The sequence below is a fragment of the Streptomyces sp. NPDC002580 genome, assembly GCF_042889485.1.
In the GTDB taxonomy this organism is placed as follows: Bacteria; Actinomycetota; Actinomycetes; order Streptomycetales; family Streptomycetaceae; genus Streptomyces.
This window is the reverse complement of the sequence record NZ_JBIAQZ010000002.1, coordinates 550,815-575,935: the sequence shown is the minus strand read 5'-3', so window position 1 is coordinate 575,935 and position 25,121 is coordinate 550,815. Positions and strand designations below refer to the sequence as shown.

The following is a 25,121-nucleotide window of genomic DNA, read 5'->3' as shown; positions in this document are numbered from 1 at the left end:
GGGGCGCGCGGGAGCGGTCCCTCGGCGGCTTACGTGATGCCGTCGGCCGGGTCCGGCCGGTGGGCGGTCGAGCGGATCGCCGGCGGCTTCAGGAAGCCACCCGCTCGTCGGCCGGTCCGTCCGGGTGGGCGAGGCCCAGGTGGTCGCGCAGGGTCACGCCCTCGTAGTCGGTACGGAACACGCCCTGTTCCTGCAGCAGCGGGACGACCTTGTCGGCGAAGGCGTCGAGGCCGGTCGGGGTGATGTGCGGGGCGAGGATGAAGCCGTCGGAGGCGTCGGCCTGCACGAAGTCGTTGATGGTCGCGGCGACGGTGGCGGGGGAGCCGATGAAGTTCTGACGGTTGCCGGTGTTGATGACGAGGTCGCGGATGGACCAGTTGTTGGCGGCGGCGAGTCCGCGCCACTCGCGGGCGGTGGCCAGCGGGTCGCGGTACATGCGGACCTGGGCGCGGCCCTTGGAGATGTGGTCGTCGCCGATGTCCGGGTCGACGTCGGGCAGCGGGCCGTCCGGGTCGTACCCGGAGAGGTCCCGGTTCCAGACGAACTCCAGGTGCTTGATGGCGGTGGCCCCGCTGACCTGCTGCCGGCGCACCTCCCGGGCCAGTTCCTCGGCCTCCTCGTCGGTGTCGGCGAGGACGAAGGTCGCGGCGGGCAGGATCAGCAGGTCGTCGTGGCGGCGGCCGTACCTGGCGAGGCGGTTCTTGACGTCCGTGTAGAACGCCTGGCCCTCCTTGAGGGTGGCGTACCGGCTGAAGATGGCGTCGGCACCGGCGGCGGCGAACTCGCGGCCCTCGTCGGAGTCACCGGCCTGGAAGATCACCGGGCGGCCCTGCGGGGAGCGCGGGACGTTGAACTGGCCGTGGATGTCGAAGTGCCGGCCGGAGTGGACGAAGGAGCCCGCCTTCGGGTCCCGCAGGAAGGTCCCCGTGGCCTGGTCGGCGACGATCTCGTCACCCTGCCAGGAGTCGAACAGTTCGTTGGCGGTGGCGAGGAACTCCTTCGCCCGGGAGTAGCGCTCGTCCTGCGGCAGGAAGCCGCCCCGGCGGAAGTTCTCGCCGGTGAAGGCGTCCCAGGAGGTCACCACGTTCCAGGCGGCCCGGCCGTCGGAGAGGTGGTCGAGGGCGGCGAACTGGCGGGCCACCTCGTAGGGTTCGTTGAAGGTGGAGTTGATGGTGCCGGTGAGGCCGAGGCGTTCGGTGACGGCGGCGAGCGCGGCCAGGACGGTGAAGGTGTCGGGCCGTCCGACGACGTCCAAGTCGTAGATCTGTCCGCCCTGTTCGCGCAGGCGCAGCCCCTCGGCGAGGAACAGGAAGTCGAACTTGGCGCGCTCCGCGGTCCGCGCGAAGTGCGCGAAGGAACTGAACTCGATGTGGCTGCCAGCCTCGGGGTCGCTCCACACCGTGGTGTTGTTGACGCCCGGGAAGTGCGCGGCCAGATGGATCTGCTTCAGCGGCTTGCTCATGTCGGTCGAGGTCCTTCCGGCTCAGACGGCGGCGTAGCGGTTGGCGGGGCGGGCCAGACCCAGCAGGCCGCGCAGGGTGTCGGCCTCGTAGGCGGTGCGGAAGGCACCTCGGCGCTGCAGCTCGGGGACCAGGCCCCGGGTGATCGCCGGCAGGTCGTGTCCGGCGACGGCGGGGCGCAGCCGGAAGCCGCTCAGCCCCTGTTCCGCCAACTCCTGCAACAGGTCGGCGAGTCGGCTCGGCGTGCCGGCGAATATCAGTGCGTCGCCGACGTACGGCTCGCCCGCGAGGGCGTCCAGGCGCGCGCGCCGGTCCTCCGCCACCACCTGGTGCTCGTCGAGGAAGACCACGAGATCGCCGAAGACGTGGACGGGTTCGTCGGCGCGTCCGGCGGCTTCCTGCTCGCTGCGGATCTCGGCGACGATCGCCCGGGCCCCCTCGGCGTCGTGCGGGGTGACGTACCCCACGTCGGCCTGGCGGGCGACGAGCCGGTAGGGGACGGTCTGATGGGCGAGAGAGGTGACCAGCGGCTGCCCCTGCGGCGGGCGGGGCGTGATCGAGGGGCCCTTGACGCTGAAGTGCCGGCCCTCGAAGTCGATGTAGTGGAGCTTGTCCCGGTCGACGAAGCGGCCGGTGGCGGCGTCCCGGATCTCCGCGTCGTCCTCCCAGCTGTCCCAGAGCCGGCGCACGACCTCGATGTGGTCGGCGGCCTCGTCGAAGTGTTCGGTGATCCGTTCCTGTCCGGCCGGGCTCTGGAGTTCCTCCAGGGTCAGCGGCGGCAGGCTGCGGCGGCCGAAGTGGTCGGCCTCGTGCGGGCGGGCGCTGATCTGCGCGCGCAGGCCCGCACGGCCGTTGCTCACATAGTCGAGGGTGGCGATGGCCTTGGAGATGTGGAACGGCTCCGTGTGGGTGGTGATCACGGTCGGCACCAGGCCGATGTGCCGGGTGAGGGGCGCGATGCGGGACGCGGTCAGTACGGCGTCCAGGCGGCCGCGGACCTGGTCGGTACGGCCGTCCAGCTCGCCGTAGTGCGACGACTGCAGGCCCAGGCCGTCCTCGAAGGTGACGAAGTCGAGCAGACCGCGCTCGGCCTCGATGACCAGGTCGGCCCAGTAACCGGCGGTGAACAGGTCCCGGGGGCGGGCGACTTGCTCCCGCCAGGAGGCGGGGTGCCAGCCGGTTCCGTCGAGAGCCACGGCAAGGTGCAGGGGAGAAGCGGGAGTCGATGACACAGGAGTGCCCTTCCTGGAGGTCCACGGGAGAGTGCCGACGGGCCCGGACACGGGCACGCGGCGGCTGGAGCAACAGGTCAGGAACGACAGAGCGCACCGGCGACGCGCAGGAGATCGATGTGGGGCCGGGAGTGCAGGTGCGTGCGGCGGCGCGGGTCGAGCACGCGGGGGATGGCCACACGCGTCACGTCCGTCACCCCCACCCCTTGGGCTCGGCGGACCGCCGAGCGGATCTCGTCCGCCGTTCCAACACCCCGGCCGCGCCGGATGTTCCCGGGCCGCGGACCCGAGCCATCGTCGACCGGCGCCGCGGGGTGAGGCCGGTCCGGGCCGACCCGCGTGCGCGGGTCGGCCCGGCCGGACTGGTCCGCCGGGTCCGCTGGGTCCTTCAGGACGGCGGAGGCGTGGACGTCCGCCTGGTGGCGGACCGCTCGTCCGACGCGCTCGGCGAGGTGGGCGTGCGGACCGCCGAGGGCGGCCCGCACGGGGTCGCCCAGGACGGGTGAGCCGAGCGGGGGAGGGGCTCCGCCTGCGCGGACGGTGGTCAGGTGCGCCACGGAGACGGAGCTCCTCTCGTTCGTGTCCGCCAGATCGACCTGGCTGCTGCGGATGGGAAATGACGACGGATCAGGAATTGCTGAGCGGCAACCCGGGCGGGTTGATCTCGGACTTGTCGACCGCCTCGTCGGTGAGGTTGTAGGCGGCCAGCCACTTGGCGTACTGCCCGTTCTCGATCAGGTGGTTGATCGCGTCGGCGAGCGGCTCGGCGAGGCCGCTGTCCTTCTTGGCGGTGGCCGCGATCAGGCCCTGGAGGCTCGCGCCGGCGCCGGAGAACTCGCCCGCGGTGCGCGTCGCCCGGGGCGTGTTCGCCACCTGCCGGTTGTGGTAGGCGATGCCGGGGTTGGGGCCGAAGTACGCCTCGATCCTGCCACTGGACAGGGCCAGATAGACGCTGTTCTTGTCCTGGTAGTGCTTGACGGTGAGTTGCTTGCCTTCCTTGGTCAGCTTGGCCTTCCACTCCAGGAGGATCTTCTCCTGGTTGGTTCCGGAGTCGACGGAGACGGTCTTGCCCGCGAGGTTCTTGTAGTCCCCGTCGAAGTTCCAGGTGCTCTTCTTCGGCACGGTGAAGGCCAGGTTGTCCTGCCGGTAGGAGGCGAACTCGTACTTCTTCTTGCGCTCCTCGGTGTCGGTGACGTTGGAGAAGGCCACGTCGACCTTGCCGCTGTCGAGGCCGACGAAGAGGTTCTCCCAAGTGGATTTCCGCTCCACGGGCTTCAGACCGAGGACCGCGGCGACCAGTCGGCCGAGGTCGGGCTCGGAGCCGGTGAGCGTCTTCTGGTCGCTGCCCACGTAGTCGAGCGGCGGGAATCCGGCGGGGAGCACACCGTGGCCGATGACCAGCTCGCCGCGCTCGCGGATGGCCGCCGGCAGTTCGGCGCTGATCGACTTCACCTCGGACACCTTGATGACGGTTTCCTTGGCGGCTCCGTTGGAGACCCGGCCCACGGTGACGGAACCGGACCCGGCGCCGTCGGTGGTGGTGGCCGCCTCGCTGTCGCCCCCACAGGCGGTGAGTCCGGTGGCGAGGGAGGCGACGGCGGTGGCGGCGGTGAGTCCGCGGACGAGTCTGCTGCGAAGGCCGGGAGTGGACATGATTCTTCCTTGGTTCGGTGTTCGGGGCGATGGGGTGAGGGGGCGCGGTTCAGAGGACCTTGCTGAGGAAGTCCCTGGTCCGCTCGTGCCGGGGCTTGTCGAGGACCTCGTGGGGTGGCCCCTGTTCGACGATCTTTCCGCTGTCGATGAAGACGACCCGGTCGGCGACCTCGCGGGCGAAGCCGATCTCATGGGTGACGATGACGAGGGTGGTGCCGCTGGTCGCCAGGTCCTTGATGACGGTGAGGACCTCACCGACGAGTTCCGGATCGAGGGCGGACGTGGGTTCGTCGAAGAGGATGACTCCGGGGCGCAGGGCGAGGGCACGGGCGATGGCCACGCGCTGCTGCTGGCCGCCGGACAGCTGCCGGGGATAGGCACCGGTCTTGTCCGCCAGGCCCACCCGGCCGAGCAGTTCACGGGCGAGTTCCCGTGCCTCGGGCTTCTTGAGCCTGCCCGTCGCGACGGGGGCCGCTGCCACGTTGTCCAGGACGGTCAGGTGCGGGAACAGGTTGAAGTTCTGGAAGACGAACCCGATCCGGCTGCGCTGGGTGAGGATGACGCGCTCGCTCAGCTCCTTCAGCCGCTCGCCGTGCTGGCGGACGCCGATCGGCTCCCCGTTGACGCTGACGTAGCCGATCTCCGGCTTCTCCAGGTGGTTGATGACCCGCAGCAGGGTCGACTTGCCCGATCCGGAGGGGCCGAGGATCACGGTGACCTCGCCCGGCCGCACGGTCAGGTCGACGCCGTCCAGGACCCGGTGGGAGCCGTACCACTTGTGCACGTCGTGCACCTCCACGGCGGCCGGGACGATCTCCGCGGCGTCGAGGGGCGCGGTGGTCTCGGTGCTCATACGGCGGCCTCCCGGCGGACACGGGCCCGCAGGTCGGTGAGACCGGCCCGGAGCTTCTGCAACGGCGTCGGCGGCAGGGTGCGCGTGGCTCCCCGGGCGTAGTGCCGCTCGACGTAGAACTGCACGACGGACACGACGCTGGTGAGGATCAGGTACCAGACGGTCACGACCAGGAGCAGCGGGACGATGTCGCCGGGATAGGTCGCGCCCATGGTCTGCGCGGAGCCGAACAGGTCGAGCAGGGAGACGTAGAAGACCAGCGAGGTGCTCTTGATCAGGCCGATGAGCTGGTTGACGTAGTTCGGGGTGATGGAGCGCAGCGCCTGCGGAAGGACGATCTTCCGGAACCGGTAGAAGCTCGGCAGGCCGAGGGCCGAGGCGGCCTCGTGCTGGCCCTGGTCGACGGAGAGGATGCCGCCGCGCACGACCTCGGCCGCGTACGCCGCCTCGTTGAGGCCGAGTCCGATGACGGCGACGGTCATGTCGGTGGCGAGTCGCGACTCGTCGAAGGTGAAGAAGGCGGGGCCGAAGGGGACGCCGATGCTGAGCGTCGCGTAGAGGGCGCTGAAGTTGTAGAGGAAGATCAGCACCACGATGAGCGGGATCGAGCGCAGTGCCCACACGTAGGTCCAGCTCACCGCGCGCAGCACGGGGCTCCTCGACAGCCGGGCCAGCGCGAGCACCACACCGCCCAACAGCCCCAACACCGCGCTGAGCGCGGCCACTTCGAGGGTGATGAGGAGACCGTCGAGGATGGTGGGGCGCAGGAACCAGTAGCCGAAGCGGTCCCACTGGTAGAAGGGATTCGTCGCCAGGCCGTGCACGAACTGGGCGACCACGACGAGCACGACCGCGGTGAGGATCCAGCGGCCGGGACGGACCGGCGCCAGCACCCGCTGAGCGGCGAACGACCGCCCGGCGGTCTCGTCCGCCCGGGCCTCGGCCGACTTGCCCGCATCGACTACGGCTTCGGCAGGAAAATCTGACGGACTGTGGGATATCGCCGCGGTCTCGAAGGACACGGCGGTGCCTGGGGGTTCACTCATGGCGGGCTCCAGCGGAATGGGAAACCCCGGGGCCGCGACGGCCGCGAGCGGTCACGCCGGAACGGCAGGGCGGAGATCGCTCTACGGGACCGGACGGCGCTCGGTGGACGCGCGGGAGAGGGGGCTGGGCGGACAACGGCACACCGCGACGGCGGGGTTCGTCAGAAACGCGGGACCTGCGGGACCTCGGGGAAGGATTCAGCCCCGACAGCGGGCACGGCCCGACGCGGCGGTACACAGTGCGCTGTTGACACGGAGCAGGTCGGTGGCGCGGTCGGCGACCAGCGGATGCCCGGGCGGCGGAACGCAGCCCTGGGGACGGCGGGGTGCCGTCCTGGGAACTGCGTACATGTCCGTCATCCATCCGTGCCGTGGGCCCGTGGGCCTCGCGCCTGCCGAAACGTCATCCGGTCCGGTCGTCACCTGGGCACCCCACCGCGATGAGAGGGCTGCCGGTCAGAAGGTCAGGGCCTGTCGCCACGCTCAAGACCGTTCTGGTCGGTCAGTAAGGCAGTTGCCCGTTCGAATGTCAACGCCGGTCCGCCCGATGGGACGACTCGGGGCCCGTCCACCCGTGTCCACCCACTCGCACCCGGGGCGCGTCTGGCGGCGCGCGCGGAGAGCCGTCCTCGTCCAGGAGCCGTCCGAACCGACCACCCAACGAGGCTTGTATGTAAGGGAGTTGATGTGAGGCTGTCGATCCGGCTCCAGTTTTTCGTGGGTGCCCCTCGGCGGGTCTCGCCCACGAGCGGACCCGTCCCCCCCCCATCCGCCCCGCGTCGTGGACGGTCTCGGTGTCGGTCCGCGTCCCCGGAGTTCCCCTTCCCCCTCACCACCGTCATCGTCATCGTCGACGAGTTCGCCACGAACCCCCTCCGGCGCCCGGCCACCCGGAACGCCCGGCGGCGGATGCGCCGTCGGCCGCGAACCGGGTGACCCACCGGTCGACTCAGCTGCGGAACAGACGCAACCGCTCCTCGCCCACCAGGGCCCGGGCCTGCGGGTCGGTGACCCCGAGATCGGGATCCGGCGCCAGGCACAGCACCCCGACCTTGCCGATGTGCTGGTTGGTCTGCACACTCCTGGCCGCCGCCCCGACCTCCTCCAGCCGGTACGTCTTCGACAGAGCCGGAACCACATGACCCAGCGCGACAAGGCGGTTGACCTCGCACTGCTCGTGGAGGTTCGCGCCGTGACTGCCGATGATCCGCTTCAGCCGCATCCACAGATACCGGTTGTCATAGGTGTGCGCGTATCCCGTGCTCGATCCGCAGGTGATGACGGTCCCGCCACGTCGGGCCAGGAAGACGGACGCCGGGAAGGTCTTGGCGCCGACGTGCTCGAACACGATGTGCGGGTCCTCACCGACCAGCGCGCGGATCGCCCGCCCCATCTTCTTCCACCCCTCGGACCGTTGCAGGAGCGTGTCGTCCCCGCCGAGGACCTCGTCGCGGTTGATGACGGCGTCGCATCCCAATGACCTCAGCAGGTTCGCCTTCTCCTCCGAATTCACCACACCGACCGGAATGCCGCCGCCGTTGCGCACCAACTGGACGGCGTAGGAGCCCAGGCCGCCGGTCGCGCCCCAGACCAGCACGATGTCCCCCTGCTTCATCCGCGCACCACGCTCGCTGACCAGCATCCGGTAGGCCGTACTGGCACACAGCGGGTTGACCGCGGCCTCCTCCCACGTCAGAGCGGGCGGTTTCGGCATCAGCTGGCTCGCCCGGACCACCGCGTAATGAGCCAGACCGCCGAAGTTCGTCTCGAATCCCCACGCCTTCTGCCCGTGCCCCAGCATTCCGTCGCGATGCGTATCGGGATCCTGCTCGTCGACATAGGCCGGCGAGATGGAGACATGGTCGCCGACTTTCCACCTGCGTACGGACGAGCCCGTACGGACGATGACGCCCGAGGCATCGGAACCGACGATGTGGTAAGGCAGATCGTGCCGCGCCTCCCACCCTCCGGCTTTCCCCATCTCCTTGAGGAACTGAAAGGTGGGCAGCGGTTCGAACATCGCCGTCCAGACCGTGTTGTAGTTGATGGCACTGGCCATCACCGCGATCAAAGCCTCGTCCGGAGCGAGTTCGGGCATCGGTACGTTCTCGACGAACAGGGACTTGGACACGTCCTTGTCCTCGATGCCCCGGAACATGTCGACATCACTGGCTCTCACCGCGGCCGCCGGGAAGTAGTCCGGCAGGGGGAGCGACGCGAGTTCCGTCGCGTCCGCGCCCGCGATGACTGCTTCGGACAGGGGCGAATTCATGGTGACTCCGTTCTCGTGCACACTGGCGACTGTTCCAAGAGAAGCGCTGATCCGCTGCCACGCAACCGCACGTCACCAGGCAGCCCACGTCGGGAAACACCGTTGGCCCATCGGTCGCCCCCCGCCCGGAGCGGACCCGTCGCCCTCCGTCCGCGCCACCGCGCCGACTGACCACGAAGTCAGCAACCGAATATGCCAAGGCCATACGAATCGGGCCCGTCGGTGATCGCCCTCGGCGCCGGCGCCCCGAGGGGGCGGTGCGCACCCAGCCTCTGAATCCTCGTGCGTGCTCCGCCACCCGGGCGATCTTCCGACTCGGCCCCGTCCGCCGCATTGCATGTTCGGAGCGTCCGTGAAAATGGAAGGCCCCGAACGAGTGAAAGCGTGAATTCCTCTCGCCGCCGATACCGGCGTTCCGGCCCGGCCGGAGGAGGGAAATCCGTCATGGCCGAAGGAGAACCATCCGCCATGACGGCGTCCGCGCCCACCCGCCCCTCGCCACGCGCCCGAGACGCGTTTTCTTCAGACGTCCACGTGCGCGCTCGAAAATATGTCGAGGCGTCCGCGCATTCCGGATCCTGACGGTGTGTCCTCTGGCGTTCAACGGACCGATTGGTCATGGTGGCTTCCGTATGGATCTTGTCACTTGGGGTGCGCGGGAACACGGTCAGGACTTTCCTGCCCGACCCGTCAGGGACCGAGATCGAGGCCCGTCCCCCTCCGGGACGTCAGTGCGCCACGCCTGCTGCCGGCGTCCTCCACTTCGGGCTATCCCCTTCATCAAGGAGCGCATCAGTCCATGTGGTCTGTCCTCGAACCCTCCGCGGGCCGTGCCCGGTCCGCGGGTCGATTCCCGCTCGTGTGCCTCGCACTCGTGACCGCTCTCCTCTCGACCCAGACGGCCGCGGCAGCGGAGGGACCCGGTGACGGACCCGGAACCCCCGGGGCGGTCGATCGCATCACCGCTGTCAAGAAGGTCGACGCCCGGATCCAGGACCTGACGGTCCTCTCGTCGGCCATGGGTGCCTCGATCCCGGTTCGCGTGATTCTCCCCAAGGGCTGGGACAAGGCGTCCGGAGTCACCTATCCGGTTCTCTACATGCTGCACGGCGGGGAGGACGACTACACGTCCTGGACGCGCGAGACGGACGTCGAGGAACTGGCGAAGGACGCCAACGTCATCGTGGTGATGCCCGACGGCGGAAAGGCCGGCTACTACAGCGACTGGTACGCCGGAACACCGCGCTGGGAAACCTTTCACACCACCGAACTGGTGCGCCTCATGGAGCAGGAGTACCACGCCGGACCCGCCCGGGCGATCGTGGGACTCTCCATGGGGGGCTTCGGCGCGCTCAACTACGCGGGACGCCATCCGGGCATGTTCCGATACGCGGCGGCGATGAGTTCGTACGTCGACCTCAACGACCCGGTCGTCCGCCTGACGCTGGCGCTGGGAACCGGCCTCGCCGGCATCGACGTCAAGCAGGTCTGGGGCGACCCGGTCGCCAACGCCGCCGTCTGGCAGGCCCACAACCCCGCCGCCATGCCGGGCGCCTTCCGCGGCACGCGGGTCCATCTGTCCGCGGGCAACGGCCTGCCCGGTCCGTTGGACCAGGGCCGGCCGCTCGACGTCCTGCTGGTCGGCGCGGTGGCCGAGTCCGCGCTTCCGGAATCCATCCGGAAATTCAGCACGGCGCTCCGCTCACGGGGAGTCGCGGTCACTACGCACCTCTACGGACCCGGCACGCACTCGTGGCCCTACTGGCAGCGGGAGCTGCACAGCATCTGGCCCACGATCATGACGTCACTCAGGTAGCGCCGACCGATACGGCCGGGCCATGAAGCGCCCGTCCACGGGTCGGTGCGTCACCGTCGGTGGCAACAGGACGCGATGTGAGAGGTGACGGGCATGGGCCGAACAGTGGTGATCTTCGCCGCGGGATCCCGCGGTGACGTTCAGCCCTGCCTGGCGCTGGGAAGAGCGCTGACCGGGCAGGGCGACACGGTGCGGATTCTCGCCAGTGTCCGCTACGAGCGCCTCATCACCGAGGCGGGGCTGAACCTCCACCCCCTCTCGGCCGATCCGACGGAGATCATCGAATCCGCCGAGGGCCAGGAACTGCTCGCCGGCAGACGCAACCCGGTGGCCTTCGTCCGCGGCTTCGGCCGCGTCCTGCGGCCCCGTATCGCCTCGGTCCTGGCGGAGACCCAGGCCGGTGCGAAAGGCGCCGACCTGGTCCTGGCGCCCACCCTCGGCTTCCTCGGCGTCCACCTGAGCCAGCACCTCGACGTTCCGCACGCGCTCGTCCACTTCCAACCGAGCCAGCCCACAAGGACGTTCCCCCACCCGCTGGCACCGGCCGCCCGGCTGCTGGGTCCGCCGGGCAACCGGCTCAGCTTCGACGCGGTCGACCTGGCGTCCTGGATCATGTGCCGCCCGTTCATCAACCCCTGGCGCCGGGAGCAGCTCGGCCTGTCGGCCCTGTCCCCGACGGCACCCTTCCGGCACGTCCGCCGCGCCACCGTCCTGTGCGCCTTCAGCCCCGCCGTCGTGCCCAGGCCGCCCGACTGGGGTCCGAACGTCCACCTGACCGGCTACTGGCACGACCCGCAGCCGACGTGGGAACCGCCGCGGCAACTGGTCGACTTCCTGGCCGACGGCCCCCCGCCCGTCTACGTCGGATTCGGCAGCATGAAGTCCGGCGACCCGGAGAAGACCGACGGCGTCGTCAGAGCGGCGCTGCGCCGTGCGGGACTGCGCGGTGTGCTGGCCGGAGATCCCGCCACCGGCGAAGAGGACATGCTCGTGGTGGGCGACACCTCCCACGCGTGGCTGTTCCCCAGGATGGCCGCGGTCGTCCACCACGGCGGGGCGGGCACCACGGCCGCGGCCCTGCGCGCGGGAAGGCCGTCGCTGGTCTGCCCGTTCTTCGGCGACCAGGGCTACTGGGGCTCACGGGTACACGACCTCGGCGCGGGACCCGAACCCCTGCCGGTCCGTGATCTCACCGTCGCCGCGCTCGCCCGACGGCTGCGCGCCCTGACCCGGAACACCGTTCACGCCGAGGCCGCGCGCGGGCTCGGCGCAGCCTTGCGGGCCGAGGACGGCACGGCCCGGGCCTGCGAGATCCTCAACCGGTGCATGGCGTAGAGCGTTCCGGCTCGTCGACTCCCTCGATACCCGCCCCGCCGCAGCCGGACCCCCGCCGACCCTGGCCGATCAGCGGGCATGAGCCCTCCTCACCCGCGCGGGTGAGGAGGGCTCATGCCCGGGCCCGGACGCCCGGGTGGGGTTCATGGTGCGGGCGGAGCGGTGGCGCCGGTCACGTGCTGAGCGATGGTCCGGACGTGGGGCGGGTCGATGACGGAGAGGTGGTCGCCCTCGACGGGGACGATCTCCAGGGACCGGCACAGCGGCGCCCAGCCCAGGTCCGCCTCGTCACGGAGATAGCGCGGGTCCAGGGCGGTGGTGAGCCGTTGCGACTGCTGCGCCCGGTACAGGACGACGTGTCCGTCGTAGGGGCGGGGGAGGTACCGCTCGCCGACACGGGCGTCGACGTAGGAGGTCCGTTGGTGCTCCATGATCCCCGGGCTCATGTCCAGTCCGGCCTCGGCGACGAGGCGCATGATCACGTCGATCTGCCGGTCCTCCGGGGTGGCCGACAATTCCTCGTACGGCAGGTCCAGCCGGTGGCCGTACGTCGTCTCGACGTACTCGGCGAAACGTCCGAAGCGCTCGAGCAGGAGTTGGGGCGAGTCCTGTTCCGGCAGGGCGGCGGGCAGGATGGTGTCGATCAGCCCCAGGAACCCGATGTCCTGCCCCGCCTCGGTCAGTTGGCGCGCCAGTTCGTACGCGAGGCATCCGCCGAAGGACCAGCCCAGCAGGTGGTACGGCCCCTCCGGCTGGATGTCGCGGATGAGCCCGAGGTAGTGGGCCGCCTTGTCCTCGACGGTGCTCAGCTCGTCGACCCGCTCCAACCCGTACACGGCCTGCTCGGCCGGGAGCAGTTGGGTCAGCGGCCGGTAGACCGACGTCGGGCCGCCGGCGGGATGGAACGTGAAGAGCGGGGGGCGCCGTGTCCCGGCGGGTGCAGGGCGCAGGGTCGTGACCGGCGACCGGCCGGTGCGGTTGACCACGGGGCGGATCAGTTCGGCGATGGCCGCGACCGTGCGGTGGGCGAGGACGGCCTCGGCCGTCAGGTTCAGCTGGTCGTCGTCGTCCAGACGCCGGCGGATGACGTCCGTCATGGCCTCGGCGGCGGGCAGGTCGCCGCCGGCGGCGGCGAAGTCCGCGTGGACGTCCCCGGGCCCGTGGTGCAGGACCTCCGCCCAGGCCCCCGCGACCAGGCGCTCGGCGGCGTCCCGGGGGGTGAGGGAGGTCGGCAGCGCCGGTGTGGAGGGCCGCGCCGGCCGGGTGCCGTCCGGCGTCACCGGTGCGGAGGCGGTGTCCGGTGCCAAGGCGTCGAGGCCCAGCTCCTCCAGTACCGCGTCGCCGAGTTCGCGCAGACTGGCACCGCGCAGCAGGCGAGGGGCCGGCAGCTCGATGCCGAAGTCGTGGAGAGCGGCGTTGGCGATCCGCACAGTCATCAGGGAGTCCAGCCCGAGATCCGTCAGCGCGGTCGTCTCGCTGAGTTCGCGGGCGCTGAATCCCATGATGGCCGCCGTGGTCTTCACCAGGCGCGCGTACACCTGCTCGCCGGCGGAGTCTCCGAGGGCCGCGATGCCGGCCGGGCCCACCCAGTCGTCGGCTCCGAGCGCGCCGTCCTGGAGGACGTCGGCGAAGAACGGGACGGCGGACAGGCCGGGGAAGCCCATCAGCACGTGGTCGGTGTCCAGATGGACGACACCGATGTGGGGCCGGTCCAGGGAGACCAGCGACTGAAGGGCGTCCATGCCCTCGGTCAGCCGGACGGGCTCCAGGGCCAGAGCCGGATTCCCGGCGATTCCGCCGACGTTCTCCCAGGGGCCCCAGGCGATGGCGGTCGCCGGGAGACCGGACGCCCTGCGCCGGTGAGCCATGGAGTCGAGCCACGCGTTGGCGGCCGCGTAGGCGGACTGTCCCGGTGAGCCGAGCAGCGCCGCGGCGGAGCTGTAGGTGACCCACCAGTCCAGGTCGTGGCCGGTCAGCGCGGCTTCCAGGTTCCGGGCCCCGACGACCTTCGGCCGCAGCACGGTGTCGATGTCCGTCGGGTCCAGGTCCGCGATCATTCGGTCGTGCAGGACCCCGGCGCAGTGGGCGATCCCCCGCAGGGTGTGGCCCTCGGCGAGGGCCGCGCGCACCAGGTCCGGGGCGGTGTCGGGCTCCGCGATGTCTCCTCGGACCACGGCGACGGAGGTTCCCCGGGCCCGCAGCTCGTCCAGGACGGCCTCGGTCTCCGGGTCCGGGGCCCGACGGCCGTTGAGGACGATGCGGCCGGCGCCCTGCTCGGCGAGCCGGCGTGCGGTGGCCAGGCCCAGTCCGGTCAGGCCACCGGTGACGACGTACGCGCCGTCGGGACGGGTGAACGCCACCTGCCGGCTGTGCAGGGAGGTGAGGTCGGCGCGCGAGAGACGGGCGGCGAGGCGGGTACCGGCCCGCCACGCGATCTCGTCGTCGTCGCCATGGGCCAGGAGTTCCTGGACGAGGTCGTCGACCGCGCCGGGCTGGTTGTCGATGTCCACCGACGAGGCCCGCAGACGGGGGTGTTCGAGCCCCAGGACGCGGACCAGCCCCCGAAGGCAGGCGAGCTGCGGTGTCCCGGGTTCTCCGGGTGCCGTCGCCCGTGCCAGCACGGTCGTCAACCACAGGCGTGGCGAGGGCTGGTCCGTGTTCCGCGCGAGGAGGCGGGCCAGTCGTGCCGCCGTGCGCAGGGGCCCCACGTCGTCATGGCGTTCCTGCTGGGGCAGGAGCAGGACGACGGCACCGGGGCCCTCCGCCGGGGTCCGCAGCCAGGTGTCGACCAGCGTGTCGAGGGCCTCGTCCCCGGCGGCGGCCACGGTGACGTCGACATGCCGGGACTCCAGGGCCGACGCGAGCGAGGCCGTGATGCCGGACGCGGCGTTCGCCTCGTCGCTGACGAGCAGGGCGCGGCGGAGGTCCAGCGGCAGGGGAGCGGTGGACTTCTCCCACTGGATCTCGTACGTGAACGTCTCGAGCGGCCGGGGCACCTCGTGCGGCGCGACGGAACGCAGCTGGACGTACCGGGCGGTGACCTCGGTCGTCTCCCCCCGGGCGACGACGTGCCATTGGTCGACGGCGGCGTCGATGTCGGCGTCGCTCGTGGCCGGGACGGTGCGCCCGGCGGGCGCGCAGGAGATGTCGTATCCGCTGTCGAGGATGCCCGGGGCCGAGACGCGCAAGGACCGTACGCCCACCGGGACGGTCCGCGCGGTGGTCCGTACGGCGCCGTCGTCGGCCGGAGCGGTGTCCGCCGCGGCGGGGGCCTCCAGCACGGCGGTCAGCAGGTGCGCGTAGGCCGGAGGGTGTGGTTGTCGCGGGCCTTCGGGGACGAAGTGCTGGACGAAGGCCGGTGTCCGACTCGCGTCGGTGCGCTCCTCGTCCGGGGCTCCGGGATCGCGGGTGACACGGGCCGAGGCGTGGCACCGCCAGGCGCCGTCGGTGCCGCGGGCGTGGAGGGTGACGGTGCCCTGGGTGTCGGAGGCCGGCTCCCACACCGTGGTCAGGGGGGTGCTGCTGGCGATGGCGAGCCATTGATGGATCGTCAGGTCATCGATGCCGAGATGGGTGATGCCCGTGGCGGACCAGAGTTCCAGTCCGGCTTCGATCATCAGCTCGGCGGCGGACGCGAGAGTGAGCGCCGCTCTGTCGTGGAGCGTGCGCCCGGGCCCGTGCCGACGGGTGCCGATGTCCCCCTGCCACAGCACGGTGCCGGTCCTCGGGTCGTCGGCCCGCGCACCCAGCAGGGGGTGTCCACCGACCGAGCCGGCGGTCGTGTCGCGGGCGAACCAGAACCGTTCGTGACGCCAGGCGGGGGTCGGCAGCGCGGTGCGCCTGCCCGCGGGCCACAGCCGCTCGGTGTCCGTCGTGACCCCCGCGAAGTGCAGCCGCGTCAGCGCGACGCGGACGTCGACGGGTTCGTCGGCCTTCTTGTGCAGGGTCGGGACGACCAGGGCCTCCCCGCCCACCGGGACCGCTTCGAGCGTCTCGGCCACCGGGACCACGGCGGTGGGGTGCGGCGAGATCTCCAGGAAGAGGGTGTGCCCGTCCTCGGCCGCAGCGGCCACCGCCTGTTGCAGACGCACGGGGCGGCGCACGTTGGCGCACCAGTAGTCGGCGTCGGCCGCCGGACGCTCGCGGGGGTCGTCCGTGACGGTGCTGTACCAGGGCGTCGAGGAGGCGCGGGGCTCCAGCGGCGCGAGGTCCTCGCGCAGCGGGGCGAGGACCGGGTCCACGGCGGCCGAGTGCCCGGCGCCGCCCACGTCGAGCAGGCGGGCCAGTTGCCCCCGCTCGGTCAGGTCGTCCACCAGGTCGCGCACCGCCCCGGCGGGGCCGGCCACGGTGCACCGTTTCGGCGAGGAGTGGACGGCGACCTCGACTCCGGGGAAGCGGGCGAGGAGTTCGTCCCGGCCGTCCGTCGGCAGATGCACCGCGGCCATGGCGCCGGCCTGTTCGGAGTCGACGCCGGCGAGGCGGGCCGATCTGCGGCTGATGACACGCAGTCCGCCGCGCGCGTCCAGGGCGCCGACGACGACGGCCGCGGCGACCTCGCCCATCGAGTGACCGATGACGGCGGCGGGTTCCACGCCGTGCGCCCGGATCGTCCTCGCCAGGGCCAGCTGGATGCCGAAGAGCAGCGGCTGGATCCGGTCCACCGAACGGTCGGTGTCGGTCCGCGTGATCATGTCGGTCAGGGAGGAGCCGGTCTCGGCGAGAAAGACGGGATCGAGTTCGCAGACCCGCGCGGCGAAGAGCGGATCGTCGGTCAGCAGGCGCCGGCCCATGCCGTTCCACTGCGAGCCGTAGCCGGAGAAGACGAATACCGGCCGGCGGTCGGTGCCGGGCTGCGCCGCGGCCTCGGTGCAGGGGGGCACCAGGCCGGGGACCGTCTCGTCGCGGGCCAGCGCGGCGAGCCTGGTGGCCGCGTCGCGGTGGTTCCGCGCGACGACGGCCGCGCAGAACGGCCCACGGCGGTGCCGGGCCAGGGTGTGGGCGAGGTCGGCGAGTGCCGGGGCCTTGTCGGTGACGTGTCGCGACAGGCTCGCGGCGGTGTCGGCGAGCCTGTCGGCGGACCGCGCGGACACCACCAGGACGTGCGGGCGGTCGCCCTCACCGTCGGCGGCGGAGAGGGACTCGGGAGACGGCACGGCCGGTGGTGCCTGCTCCAGGACGGCGTGGGCGTTGGTCCCGCCGAATCCGAAGGCGGACACGCCGGCGCGGCCGGGGCGCTCGGCGGACGTGGGCCAGGCGGTCGGCTCGGTGACCACCCGCAGGCCCAGCCCGGCGAAGTCGATGTGGGGATTGGGGGTGTGGAAGTGCAGGCTGGCCGGGATGCGGTCGTGGTGCAGGGCCAGGGTGGTCTTGATCAGGCCGACGACGCCGGCGGCGCCCTCCAGATGGCCCAGGTTGCTCTTGACCGACCCGATCAGCAGGGGCTGATCGGGCCGCCGGCCGGAACCGAGCACCGACCCCAGGGCCGTCGCCTCGATGGGGTCCCCCAGCAGGGTCCCGGTTCCGTGCGCCTCGACGTAGTCGACGTCGCCGGCTTCGAGCCGCGCGTCGCGCAGGGCGTCGCGCAGGAGTGCTTCCTGGGCCGCCGGGTTGGGCGCCATGAGGCCCGCCGACCGGCCGTCCTGGTTGACGGCGGTGCCCCTGACGACGGCCAGGACCCGGTCCCCGTCGCGCTGGGCGTCCGCGAGGCGCTTGAGTACGACGACCCCGCAGCCCTCGCCACGGGTGATGCCGTCCGCCGCCGCGTCGAAGGGCTTGCACCTGCCGTCCGCGGCCAGCGCTCCGGCCTGTTCGAACGAGGCCGTGACCGACGGGGACAGGAGGACGTTGACCCCGGCCGCCAGCGCGGTGTCGCACTCGCGCGCGCGGAGGCTGCGGCAGGCCAGGTGGACGGCCACGAGGGAAGACGAGCAGGCCGAGTCGGTGGTGACGCTGGGGCCGCGAAGGTCGAACAGGTAGGACATCCGGTTGGCCGCGATGCTCCCGGCCGCCCCGGTGCTGGTCCACGGGGTGAGGCGCGTCGGGTCCGAGGTGGTCAGATGGCCGTACTCGAGAGCGCTCAGACCGACGAAGACGCCGGTGGCGGTGCCTTGAAGGGTCTGGACCGGTACTCCCGCGTGGTCCAGCGCCTCGCAGCCGACCTCGAGCAGCAGCCGCTGCTGGGGATCCATGACCTCGGCCTCACGTGGCGTGATGCCGAAGTGCTCCGCGTCGAATCCCTGGACGTCGCCGAGGAAGGCGCCCCACTTGGTGGTGGACGCCATCAGGGCGGTGACGTCGGGGGCCGTGCCGGAGAAGTCGCGCCAGCGGCCCTCGGGCACCTGGCCGACCGTGTCCGTCCCGGTCAGGAGCTGGTCCCAGAACGCGTCCGGTCCGTGCACGTCGCCGGGCAGGCGGCAGCCGACCCCGATGACGGCGACGGCGTCCTGACCGGTGTCCCCGGTGACCGCCGGGTCACCGGGCGGCTCCGGCCGTCGTTCCGTCTCGACGGCGGTCAGCGCGTCGACCAGTTGCGTGATCGTCGGGTGTTCCCACAGCAGGGTGGTGGACAGCGAGCGGCCCAGCAGCTGCTCCAACTGGCCGCTCAGCCCGACGGCGTCGCGCGAGGTGAGGCCGTACTCCGCCAGGGGCCGGGAATCGTCGAGTTCCTCCACGGGGGTGCCGCTGAGGTCACAGACGAGCCGCCGCAGCACTTCGCGCAGTTCGGCGGCGTCCGGTCCGCTCCGGCCGGCCGCGTCGGGGATGGGGGCCCGGGCGTCGTCGCCCGGCTCCTGGTGTCCGCCTGTGTGCGTCATACGGTGCCGGTCTCCTTACGCGTCACGCCGCTCCAGGTGCCCTCGAGGTACTGCGCGCGGCACGCGCCGCGGGCGACCTTGCCGCTGGTGGTGTGGGGGACGGCGTCGGGCCGGGCCAGCACGAAATCGTGGACGGAGATGGCGTGGACGTCGGCGACCGCGGCTCTGATGGCACGTGTCACCTCGTCCAGGACGGCGCTCGGTTCGGTGAGGTCACGGGCGTGTTCGGCGACGATCACCAGGCGTTCTCCGCCGTCGTGGGCCACCGCGAAGGCCGCGGTGCGATGGCGGCGGATGGCCGGGTGGGCGTTCTCGACGGTCTGCTCGATGTCCTGCGGGTAGTGATTGGTGCCGTCGACGATCACGAGGTCCTTGATGCGGCCGGTGACGTAGAGCTGCTTGTCGTGCCAGAGGCCGAGGTCTCCGGTGCGCAGCCAGTGGTGCGTACGGTCCTGGGGGTCGTCGCCGTGGAGGGTCGCCCGGAACGTGGCTTCGCTCTGCTCGGGGCGTCCCCAGTAGCCGCGGCCGACGTTGGGTCCGCGGAGCCAGATCTCGCCGACGCTGCCGCCCTCCAGGCGAACCCGCGTCGTCGGGTCGACGATGGCGATCTCCTGGTCGACGGGCCGCCCGCACGCGACCAGGCGGGTCACGGCTCCGCCGTCGGTGGGCTCGACCACCCGGGCGGTTCCGTCCGCGAGCGCGTCCCGGTCGAAGCAGGTGACGGTCGGTTCCTCACCGGCCGGGGAGGCGGCGACGAACACGGTCGCCTCGGCCAGTCCGTAGGACGGGCGCATGATCGTCCGGACCATGCCGGTCTCCGCGAAGGCGTCCTGGAACCGTCGCAGGGTCTGCTCCGCGATGGGCTCGCTGCCGTTGATCATGGCGACGACCGAGCCCAGGGACAGCTCGCCGCGCTCCTCGGCGGTGACCCGGCGAGCCGCGTAGTCGAACGCGAAGTTGGGGGCGGCGGTGATCGCTCCCGGATTCCGGCTGAGCAGGCGCAGCCACCTGACGGGTTGCTGCACGAAGGCCAGGGGTTCCATGAGCACGGAGTGCACGCGGCCGACGACGGGCGCCGCGATCGCGAGGAGCAGGCCCATGTCGTGGTACAGCGGCAGCCAGCCGACGGTGCAGTTGCGCCCGGTGCGGATGTCGTACGCGTCCAGTCCCTGGCGGGCGTTGGCGCAGACGTTGGCGTGCGTGATCTCCACGCCGGACGGCACGCGGGTGGAACCCGAGGTGTACTGCAGGTAGGCGCAGTCGTCGGGTCGCGGGTGGAAGGGCTCACCGTTCGCCGCCGCCGTGACCGCATCCGGTCCGACCTCCGCGAGCAGCCCCTGTTCGGTGACCACACGCAGCCGGGCGCCGGCCCGGTCGGCGCAGAACCGCTCCACGGACTCCAGGATCCCGGGGCTGGTGAGGGCGAGCACCGGGTCGGCGTCGGTGAGCGAGGCGGCGAGCTTCTCCGCGTGACCGGGCAGGGCGGGCGGGAACAGCGGCACGGCGATCGCTCCGGCGCACGCGGCGGCGAGGAAACCGACCACGTAGTCCAGGTTCTGCGGTGCCACGATCGCCACCCGCTCACCGGCCGCGCCGACGTGACGCAGCGCCGCGGCGGTGGAGCGGACCCGGTCGTCCAGTTGGCGCCAGGTCAGGGTGGCGGGGATTCCGTCGGCGTCGGTGCTGAAATCCACGAAGGTGAACGCTCTCTCGTCCGGCGTCTGCGTCGCAGCGCGGGCGAGATGGTGGCTGATGGTGTCCTTCATGGTTGACAGCACTGAGTCACCGAACCTTCGTTCCGCCGGGCAGGAAAGGACTCTTCGGCCGATAGGCCATCAGGCGGCCGGCCGACAGCCATGCCGCCCATCTCCGCTTTTCCGCGCGAAAGCGCTGGTTGCGGGCACCCAGTCAAACACGCATCCGTGTGGGGCCTCCGGTGACACGCCGAATGGCTACGGCGGGCGGATCGCGGGTGGCGCCCGCTGCGCACCGCGTGCAGGATATTCGGCATGGGGCGGCCCGACATCAATCCTCAGCGAATTCCCCGTTGCCCGAAACAGGTCCGATGAGTCGACTGCGTGCCCTCGCCATTCTCATGGCCGTTCTGTTGCCGTCATTCATGACGGCGCTGGACAACACCATCGTCAATGTCGCACTGCCCCAGATCCGCGCGGAACTCGGACTCGACGAAACGGGCTTGAAATGGGTGGCGGCCGTCTATCCGCTCACACTCGCCAGCACGCTGCTGCTGGGCGGTCACCTGGCCGACACCGTGGGGCGGCGCGTCACCCTGCTGCTGGGCGTGGCGCTCTTCACCGCCGCCTCGGGCGGGTGCGGCGCGTCGACGTCGGGAGAGATGCTGATCGCCTTCCGGGGGCTGCAGGGAGCCGGCGCGGCACTGATCCTGCCGGCCTCGCTGGCGGTCCTCTCGCACGATCTCCCGCCCCGGGCACGCAACGCGGGCTTCAGCGCCACCACGGCCGCCCTGGCCCTGGCGCTGGCGTGCGGGCCGGTCGTCTCCGGTGTCATGACCCAGCATCTGGGCTGGCAGTGGCTCTTCGTGATGAACGCGCCGCTGGGATGCGCGAGCCTCCTCGTCGGCTTCGTCTCCGTTCCCCGACGCGATTCGCGAGCCGCGTCCGCGCCACTGGCCACCATCCCGCTCCGCGTCGTCGCGTTGGCCTGTCTGTCGCTGGCGACGCTCGCCTACTTCCTCATCGAGGGGCCCGCGCGGGGGTTCGGCGGTCTCCCCGTGGCGGCCTCGGGGATCCTCGCCGTGCTGTCGCTCGTCGCCCTGATGTGTGAACTGACCCTGCGCCGAAGTGCTGCCCTGCGATTACTCTTTCAAAAACGCCCCTTTGTCGGTGGAGTCATCAGCCAACTGCTCTGGGGCCTGGGTGTGAGCGGGGTCTTCTTCTTCACCTCGCAATTCCTGCAGAACAGTCTCGGACTCACTCCGACCGCGGCCGGACTGACCTTTACACCCGTCGCCCTGTCCCTGCTCGCCACGGCGCCGTTCATCGCCCGGTTGGCACGCCGTTGGGGGGACGGGCTCATCTCGGCCGTCGGTCTTCTCATGGTCGCCCTCGGCCTGTTGATGGTCGCGCTGGGAAGTTCCGGAGGGAGTCTCGTCCATATTCTCCCCGGCCTTTCGGCCATCGGTTCCGGATCCGCGCTGGCCGTTCCCCTGACCACTCGTTCCATGGAATCGTCGCCCGATCATCTCTCCGGTATTGCCGCGGGGCTCTTCAGTGCCGTCCGTGAGGCGTCCGGAGTCTTCGGAATCGCCTTCGTGGGGGCGGTCGTCACTTTTGTCGAGCACGCCGCGATCTCCACCGGAGCCTCCGACCCGGACGCCTTTCTCTCCGGCTACCAGGCCGGCCTGTGCCTGGCGTCCCTGCTCGTCGGTACGGGTGCCCCCGTCGCGTTGTGGGCGCTGCGCCGTCGGGCCGGCACCGAGGACGGCGACAGCGTGCCCGGTGTCCACGTCGGCGAGGAGTCGTGAAGGGCGCTTCGCGCACCGGCCCGAACCTGTCCGGTGCCGGGCACACCGGAACCGGCGGGGCTCTCGACCGGCCGGCGGACGACCCGAACTCCGCCGTGACGTACGCCTGGGGGCCGGACGCCGATGACCGCCGAGGCACTGTTCGGCGGTGACCGGGCTCAGGGCGTGTCGCTCACCAGTACCACTTCCAGGGTGCGCGGGCCGTGCACCCCCTCGACCCGGTCCAGTTCGATGTCACTGGTCGCCGAGGGCCCGGAGATCCAGGTCGACGGGCGGGTGGGGTCCAGGCGTTCGAGGGCCTGGGGGACGGAGGAGACGACCTGGTCCGGGACACGGACGACACAGATGTGCTGGTCCGGGACGAGCGTGATGCGGCGGCGGCCCTGGTCGGGGGAGCCGTCCAGCACGATGGTGCCGGTCTCGGCGATCGCCAGCGCGCAGCCCGTGACCACGCTCTCCACCGCGTCCAACTCGTGCGGGGTGCTCACGGCGCGGTCGTGGACCCGGGTGGGATCGGCGGCCGACATCCACTCGGGTGGCAGACCCGGCGGAACGAGGACGTACCGGGGGCCCCGCTCGGCGAGCAACCGCATGATCAGGTGGGGTAGTTCCCCGCTGTCGGCGCGGTGCACGATCGCCCGGTAGTCCGCCAGGTTCGCCGCGAGCAGATCCACCGTCTCCGCGACCCCGCGGGCACCGTGCTCGCGCAGGTAGCTCCGGTCGACGGCCCGCTCGTACGGGAGGTCCCTCCCGGGCCGGCCGGGCTCCGGGGGTGTGTCGTCCCGGGGCACGTCCGCGAGGGCCCGCCGCACCCGGCCGAGGATCAGATCCCTGCTGCTCACTTCGCCGTGTCCTTTCCGCCGCGCGTACGCTGCCACCAGTCGCGGAACGACTCCGCGGGAACTGCGGGCAGATCACGGCTCGCACTCCACGCCCTGCCGGGGCCCGGCAGGGTCCGCGGGTGGAAGCGGCGGGTCCGGGACGCGATCCGCTGCCCGGTGCGCAGGGCGCCGGGGTGGCCGAACGCCCAGCGCGCCGCGCGCATCGCCGCCCGCTCGGCGGCGTGCCCCTTGGCCGGCTTGAGCACGACGGTGTTCCCGTCCCTGGTCGCCCGGCCGCCCTGCGCGATCCGCTCCCGCAGATGGACGAGGACCTCCGGGATGTCGATCGCGACCGGACAGACCTCGTAACAGGCTCCGCACAGCGAGGAGGCGTACGGGAGGGACGCGTCGATCTCGCTCGCGGTGCCCCGCAGCTGGGGGCTGAGGATGGCGCCGATCGGCCCCGGGTAGACCGAACCGTAGGCGTGGCCGCCGGCCCGCTCGTACACCGGGCAGACGTTGAGGCAGGCCGAGCAGCGGATGCACCGCAGCGCCTGGCGCCCGACCTCGTCGGCGAGCGTGTCGGTGCGGCCGTTGTCCAGCAGGACCAGGTGGAACGTCCGCGGGCCGTCGCCCTCCCCGGCGTGACCGTTGCCGGTGCCCGTCCACATCGAGGTGTACGGGTTCATGCGTTCGGCCGTCGAGGAGCGCGGCAGGGTCTGCAGGAACACCTCCAGGTCCCGCCAGGTCGGCACGATCTTCTCGATGCCGACGACCGAGATCAGGGTCTCGGGGAGCGTCAGGCACATGCGCCCGTTGCCCTCGGACTCCACGACGACGAGGGTGCCGGTCTCGGCGACCATGAAGTTGGCCCCGGAGATGCCGACCTTGGCGCGCAGGAACTTCTCGCGCAGATGCACGCGCGCCGCCTCGGCCAGTTCGGCGGGCGTGTCGGAGAGTCCCTCGGGCGCCGGACGGCCCCACCCGCCCATCTCGCGGACGAAGATGTCGCGGATCTCGCCGCGGTTGCGGTGGATCGCCGGAACGAGGATGTGCGACGGCCGGTCCTTGCCCAACTGCACGATGAGCTCGGCGAGATCGGTCTCGTACGCGTGGATGCCCGCGGCCTCCAGCGCCTCGTTGAGCCCGATCTCCTGGGTGGCCATCGACTTGACCTTGACGACCTCGCTCTCGCCGGTCGCCTTCACCAGGTCCGTGACGATCCGGTTGGCCTCCTCGGCGTCGGCGGCCCAGTGCACGACGCCACCGGCCGCGGTCACCGACTCCTCCAACCGCACCAGATAGCGGTCGAGATGACGGAGCGTGTGCTCCTTGATCTGCTTGCCCGCCTCGCGGAGCTCCGCCCAGTCGGAGAGCTCGGCGACGGCCTTGGCCCGCTTGGCGCGGATGGTGTGCGTGGCGTGGCGCAGATTGCCGCGCAGGGTGGCGTCGTGGACGGCCTCCCGCGCGGCCTTCGGGAAGGCGGGCATTCCGACGAACGTTCCGCTCATGCGCTCGGCTCCTCTTCCGTGCTCGCCAGGATCTCCGCGATGTGCACGGGCCGCATGCCCGTGCTCAGGCGGCCCATCGTGCCCCCGATGTGCATCAGGCACGAGTTGTCGGCGGCGCACAGGACCTCGGCGCCCGTCGACTCGGCGTTGCGCACCTTGTCGGCGCCCATCGCCGCGGAGACGTCGGGGTTCTTCACGGCGAACGTCCCGCCGAAGCCGCAGCACTCGTCGGCTCCGGGCAGCTCGCGCAGCTCAAGTCCCTTGACGGCCCTGAGCAGTCGGTTCGGCCGGTCGCCGAGTCCCAGGCCGCGCAGGCCGTGACAGGTGGGGTGGTACGTGACCGTGTGCGGGTAGTACGCGCCGACGTCCGTCACCCCGAGGACGTCGACGAGGAACTCGGTGAGCTCGTACGTCTTCGGCACGACCGGGGCCAGCGTCCTGGCCAGGGTGTCGCCGCGGCCCTCGGCGCGGGCCCGTTCACCCATCCGCGGATACAGCTCCCGCACCATCGCCCCGCACGATCCGGACGGCGTCACGATCGCCTCGTAGTCCCCGAACACCTCGGAGAAGCGCCGGGCGAGCGGCTCGGCGTCATGGCGGTACCCGGTGTTGTAGTGCGCCTGCCCGCAACAGGTCTGCCCCGCGGGGAAGTCGACGTCGACACCCAGCCTGGTCAGCAGTCTCACCACGGCGCGGCCGGTGTCCGGGTACAGCGTGTCGTTGACACAGGTCAGGAACAGGGCGACACGCATCGCGGCTCCTCTGTCTCGGTCAGGGATCGGGTGCAGGGTACGGGGCGGGTACG

Annotated in this window: 15 protein-coding genes and 1 riboswitch; of the genes, 3 read left to right on the top strand and 12 right to left on the bottom strand. The window is 71.4% G+C overall.

Annotated features, from left to right (window positions below):
- Window positions 1-88 precede the first annotated feature (88 nt).
- From ACFYW7_RS08965 to ccrA, 7 genes are all read right to left on the bottom strand, one after another.
- Window positions 89-1,462, bottom strand: coding sequence for an NtaA/DmoA family FMN-dependent monooxygenase (locus tag ACFYW7_RS08965; protein ID WP_389499613.1), 1,374 nt, complete (start codon window positions 1,460-1,462; stop codon window positions 89-91).
- A gap of 21 nt (window positions 1,463-1,483) precedes the next feature.
- The gene (locus ACFYW7_RS08960; RefSeq protein WP_389499611.1) at window positions 1,484-2,692 is read right to left on the bottom strand and encodes an LLM class flavin-dependent oxidoreductase; all 1,209 of its coding nucleotides are present in this window, start codon (window positions 2,690-2,692) and stop codon (window positions 1,484-1,486) included.
- A gap of 77 nt (window positions 2,693-2,769) precedes the next feature.
- Window positions 2,770-2,889, bottom strand: coding sequence for a putative leader peptide (locus tag ACFYW7_RS08955; protein ID WP_389499609.1), 120 nt, complete (start codon window positions 2,887-2,889; stop codon window positions 2,770-2,772).
- Between the two features lie 430 nt (window positions 2,890-3,319).
- Window positions 3,320-4,345, bottom strand: coding sequence for a transporter substrate-binding domain-containing protein (locus ACFYW7_RS08950; RefSeq protein WP_389499607.1), 1,026 nt, complete (start codon window positions 4,343-4,345; stop codon window positions 3,320-3,322).
- A gap of 49 nt (window positions 4,346-4,394) precedes the next feature.
- Entirely contained in the window at window positions 4,395-5,198 is an 804-nt protein-coding gene (locus ACFYW7_RS08945; protein ID WP_389499605.1) for an amino acid ABC transporter ATP-binding protein, read from the bottom strand.
- A complete protein-coding gene (locus ACFYW7_RS08940; protein WP_389499602.1) occupies window positions 5,195-6,244 on the bottom strand; it encodes an amino acid ABC transporter permease in 1,050 nt (349 codons plus the stop codon). The genes ACFYW7_RS08945 and ACFYW7_RS08940 overlap by 4 nt, the downstream gene beginning before the upstream one ends.
- Window positions 6,245-6,627: 383 nt before the next feature.
- A riboswitch (SAM riboswitch) is annotated at window positions 6,628-6,735 on the bottom strand.
- A 458-nt stretch (window positions 6,736-7,193) separates the two neighbouring features.
- Entirely contained in the window at window positions 7,194-8,516 is a 1,323-nt protein-coding gene (gene ccrA, locus ACFYW7_RS08935; protein ID WP_389499599.1) for a crotonyl-CoA carboxylase/reductase, read from the bottom strand.
- An 874-nt stretch (window positions 8,517-9,390) separates the two neighbouring features.
- On the opposite strand from ccrA, the gene ACFYW7_RS08930 reads away from it, so the two are divergent.
- Both ACFYW7_RS08930 and ACFYW7_RS08925 read left to right on the top strand, forming a co-directional pair.
- Complete coding sequence (locus ACFYW7_RS08930) at window positions 9,391-10,332, top strand: alpha/beta hydrolase (RefSeq protein ID WP_389499597.1); 942 nt, start codon at window positions 9,391-9,393, stop codon at window positions 10,330-10,332.
- Between the two features lie 93 nt (window positions 10,333-10,425).
- Complete coding sequence (locus ACFYW7_RS08925) at window positions 10,426-11,667, top strand: glycosyltransferase (protein ID WP_389499593.1); 1,242 nt, start codon at window positions 10,426-10,428, stop codon at window positions 11,665-11,667.
- A 143-nt stretch (window positions 11,668-11,810) separates the two neighbouring features.
- Here the strand turns inward: ACFYW7_RS08925 and ACFYW7_RS08920 are convergent, their stop codons facing one another.
- Together ACFYW7_RS08920 and ACFYW7_RS08915 are read right to left on the bottom strand one after the other, a co-directional pair.
- The gene (locus ACFYW7_RS08920) at window positions 11,811-18,479 is read right to left on the bottom strand and encodes an SDR family NAD(P)-dependent oxidoreductase (protein WP_389499589.1); all 6,669 of its coding nucleotides are present in this window, start codon (window positions 18,477-18,479) and stop codon (window positions 11,811-11,813) included.
- Window positions 18,476-20,257, bottom strand: coding sequence for a fatty acyl-AMP ligase (locus tag ACFYW7_RS08915; protein WP_389499587.1), 1,782 nt, complete (start codon window positions 20,255-20,257; stop codon window positions 18,476-18,478). Before ACFYW7_RS08915 ends, ACFYW7_RS08920 begins: the two co-directional genes overlap by 4 nt.
- A gap of 287 nt (window positions 20,258-20,544) precedes the next feature.
- On the opposite strand from ACFYW7_RS08915, the gene ACFYW7_RS08910 reads away from it, so the two are divergent.
- Entirely contained in the window at window positions 20,545-21,984 is a 1,440-nt protein-coding gene (locus tag ACFYW7_RS08910; protein WP_389499585.1) for an MFS transporter, read from the top strand.
- 158 nt (window positions 21,985-22,142) lie between these two features.
- Here the strand turns inward: ACFYW7_RS08910 and ACFYW7_RS08905 are convergent, their stop codons facing one another.
- From ACFYW7_RS08905 to ACFYW7_RS08895, 3 genes are read right to left on the bottom strand one after another with little or no spacing between them, the layout of a single operon-like run.
- Entirely contained in the window at window positions 22,143-22,826 is a 684-nt protein-coding gene (locus ACFYW7_RS08905; protein ID WP_389499583.1) for a lactate utilization protein C, read from the bottom strand.
- The gene (locus ACFYW7_RS08900; protein WP_389499581.1) at window positions 22,823-24,316 is read right to left on the bottom strand and encodes a LutB/LldF family L-lactate oxidation iron-sulfur protein; all 1,494 of its coding nucleotides are present in this window, start codon (window positions 24,314-24,316) and stop codon (window positions 22,823-22,825) included. Before ACFYW7_RS08900 ends, ACFYW7_RS08905 begins: the two co-directional genes overlap by 4 nt.
- The gene (locus ACFYW7_RS08895; protein ID WP_389499579.1) at window positions 24,313-25,068 is read right to left on the bottom strand and encodes a (Fe-S)-binding protein; all 756 of its coding nucleotides are present in this window, start codon (window positions 25,066-25,068) and stop codon (window positions 24,313-24,315) included. Before ACFYW7_RS08895 ends, ACFYW7_RS08900 begins: the two co-directional genes overlap by 4 nt.
- Window positions 25,069-25,121: the final 53 nt, after the last annotated feature.

What these genes read in the sequence shown, in the direction of transcription:
- ACFYW7_RS08965 (WP_389499613.1), bottom strand. Translation starts at nt 1,462, where the DNA reads ATGAGCAAGCCGCTGAAGCAGATCCATCTGGCCGCGCACTTCCCGGGC.
- ACFYW7_RS08950 (WP_389499607.1), bottom strand. Translation starts at nt 4,345, where the DNA reads ATGTCCACTCCCGGCCTTCGCAGCAGACTCGTCCGCGGACTCACCGCC.
- ACFYW7_RS08945 (WP_389499605.1), bottom strand. Translation starts at nt 5,198, where the DNA reads ATGAGCACCGAGACCACCGCGCCCCTCGACGCCGCGGAGATCGTCCCG.
- ACFYW7_RS08940 (WP_389499602.1), bottom strand. Translation starts at nt 6,244, where the DNA reads ATGAGTGAACCCCCAGGCACCGCCGTGTCCTTCGAGACCGCGGCGATA.
- ccrA (WP_389499599.1), bottom strand. Translation starts at nt 8,516, where the DNA reads ATGAATTCGCCCCTGTCCGAAGCAGTCATCGCGGGCGCGGACGCGACG.
- ACFYW7_RS08925 (WP_389499593.1), top strand. Translation starts at nt 10,426, where the DNA reads ATGGGCCGAACAGTGGTGATCTTCGCCGCGGGATCCCGCGGTGACGTT.
- ACFYW7_RS08920 (WP_389499589.1), bottom strand. Translation starts at nt 18,479, where the DNA reads ATGACGCACACAGGCGGACACCAGGAGCCGGGCGACGACGCCCGGGCC.
- ACFYW7_RS08910 (WP_389499585.1), top strand. Translation starts at nt 20,545, where the DNA reads ATGAGTCGACTGCGTGCCCTCGCCATTCTCATGGCCGTTCTGTTGCCG.
- ACFYW7_RS08900 (WP_389499581.1), bottom strand. Translation starts at nt 24,316, where the DNA reads ATGAGCGGAACGTTCGTCGGAATGCCCGCCTTCCCGAAGGCCGCGCGG.
- ACFYW7_RS08895 (WP_389499579.1), bottom strand. Translation starts at nt 25,068, where the DNA reads ATGCGTGTCGCCCTGTTCCTGACCTGTGTCAACGACACGCTGTACCCG.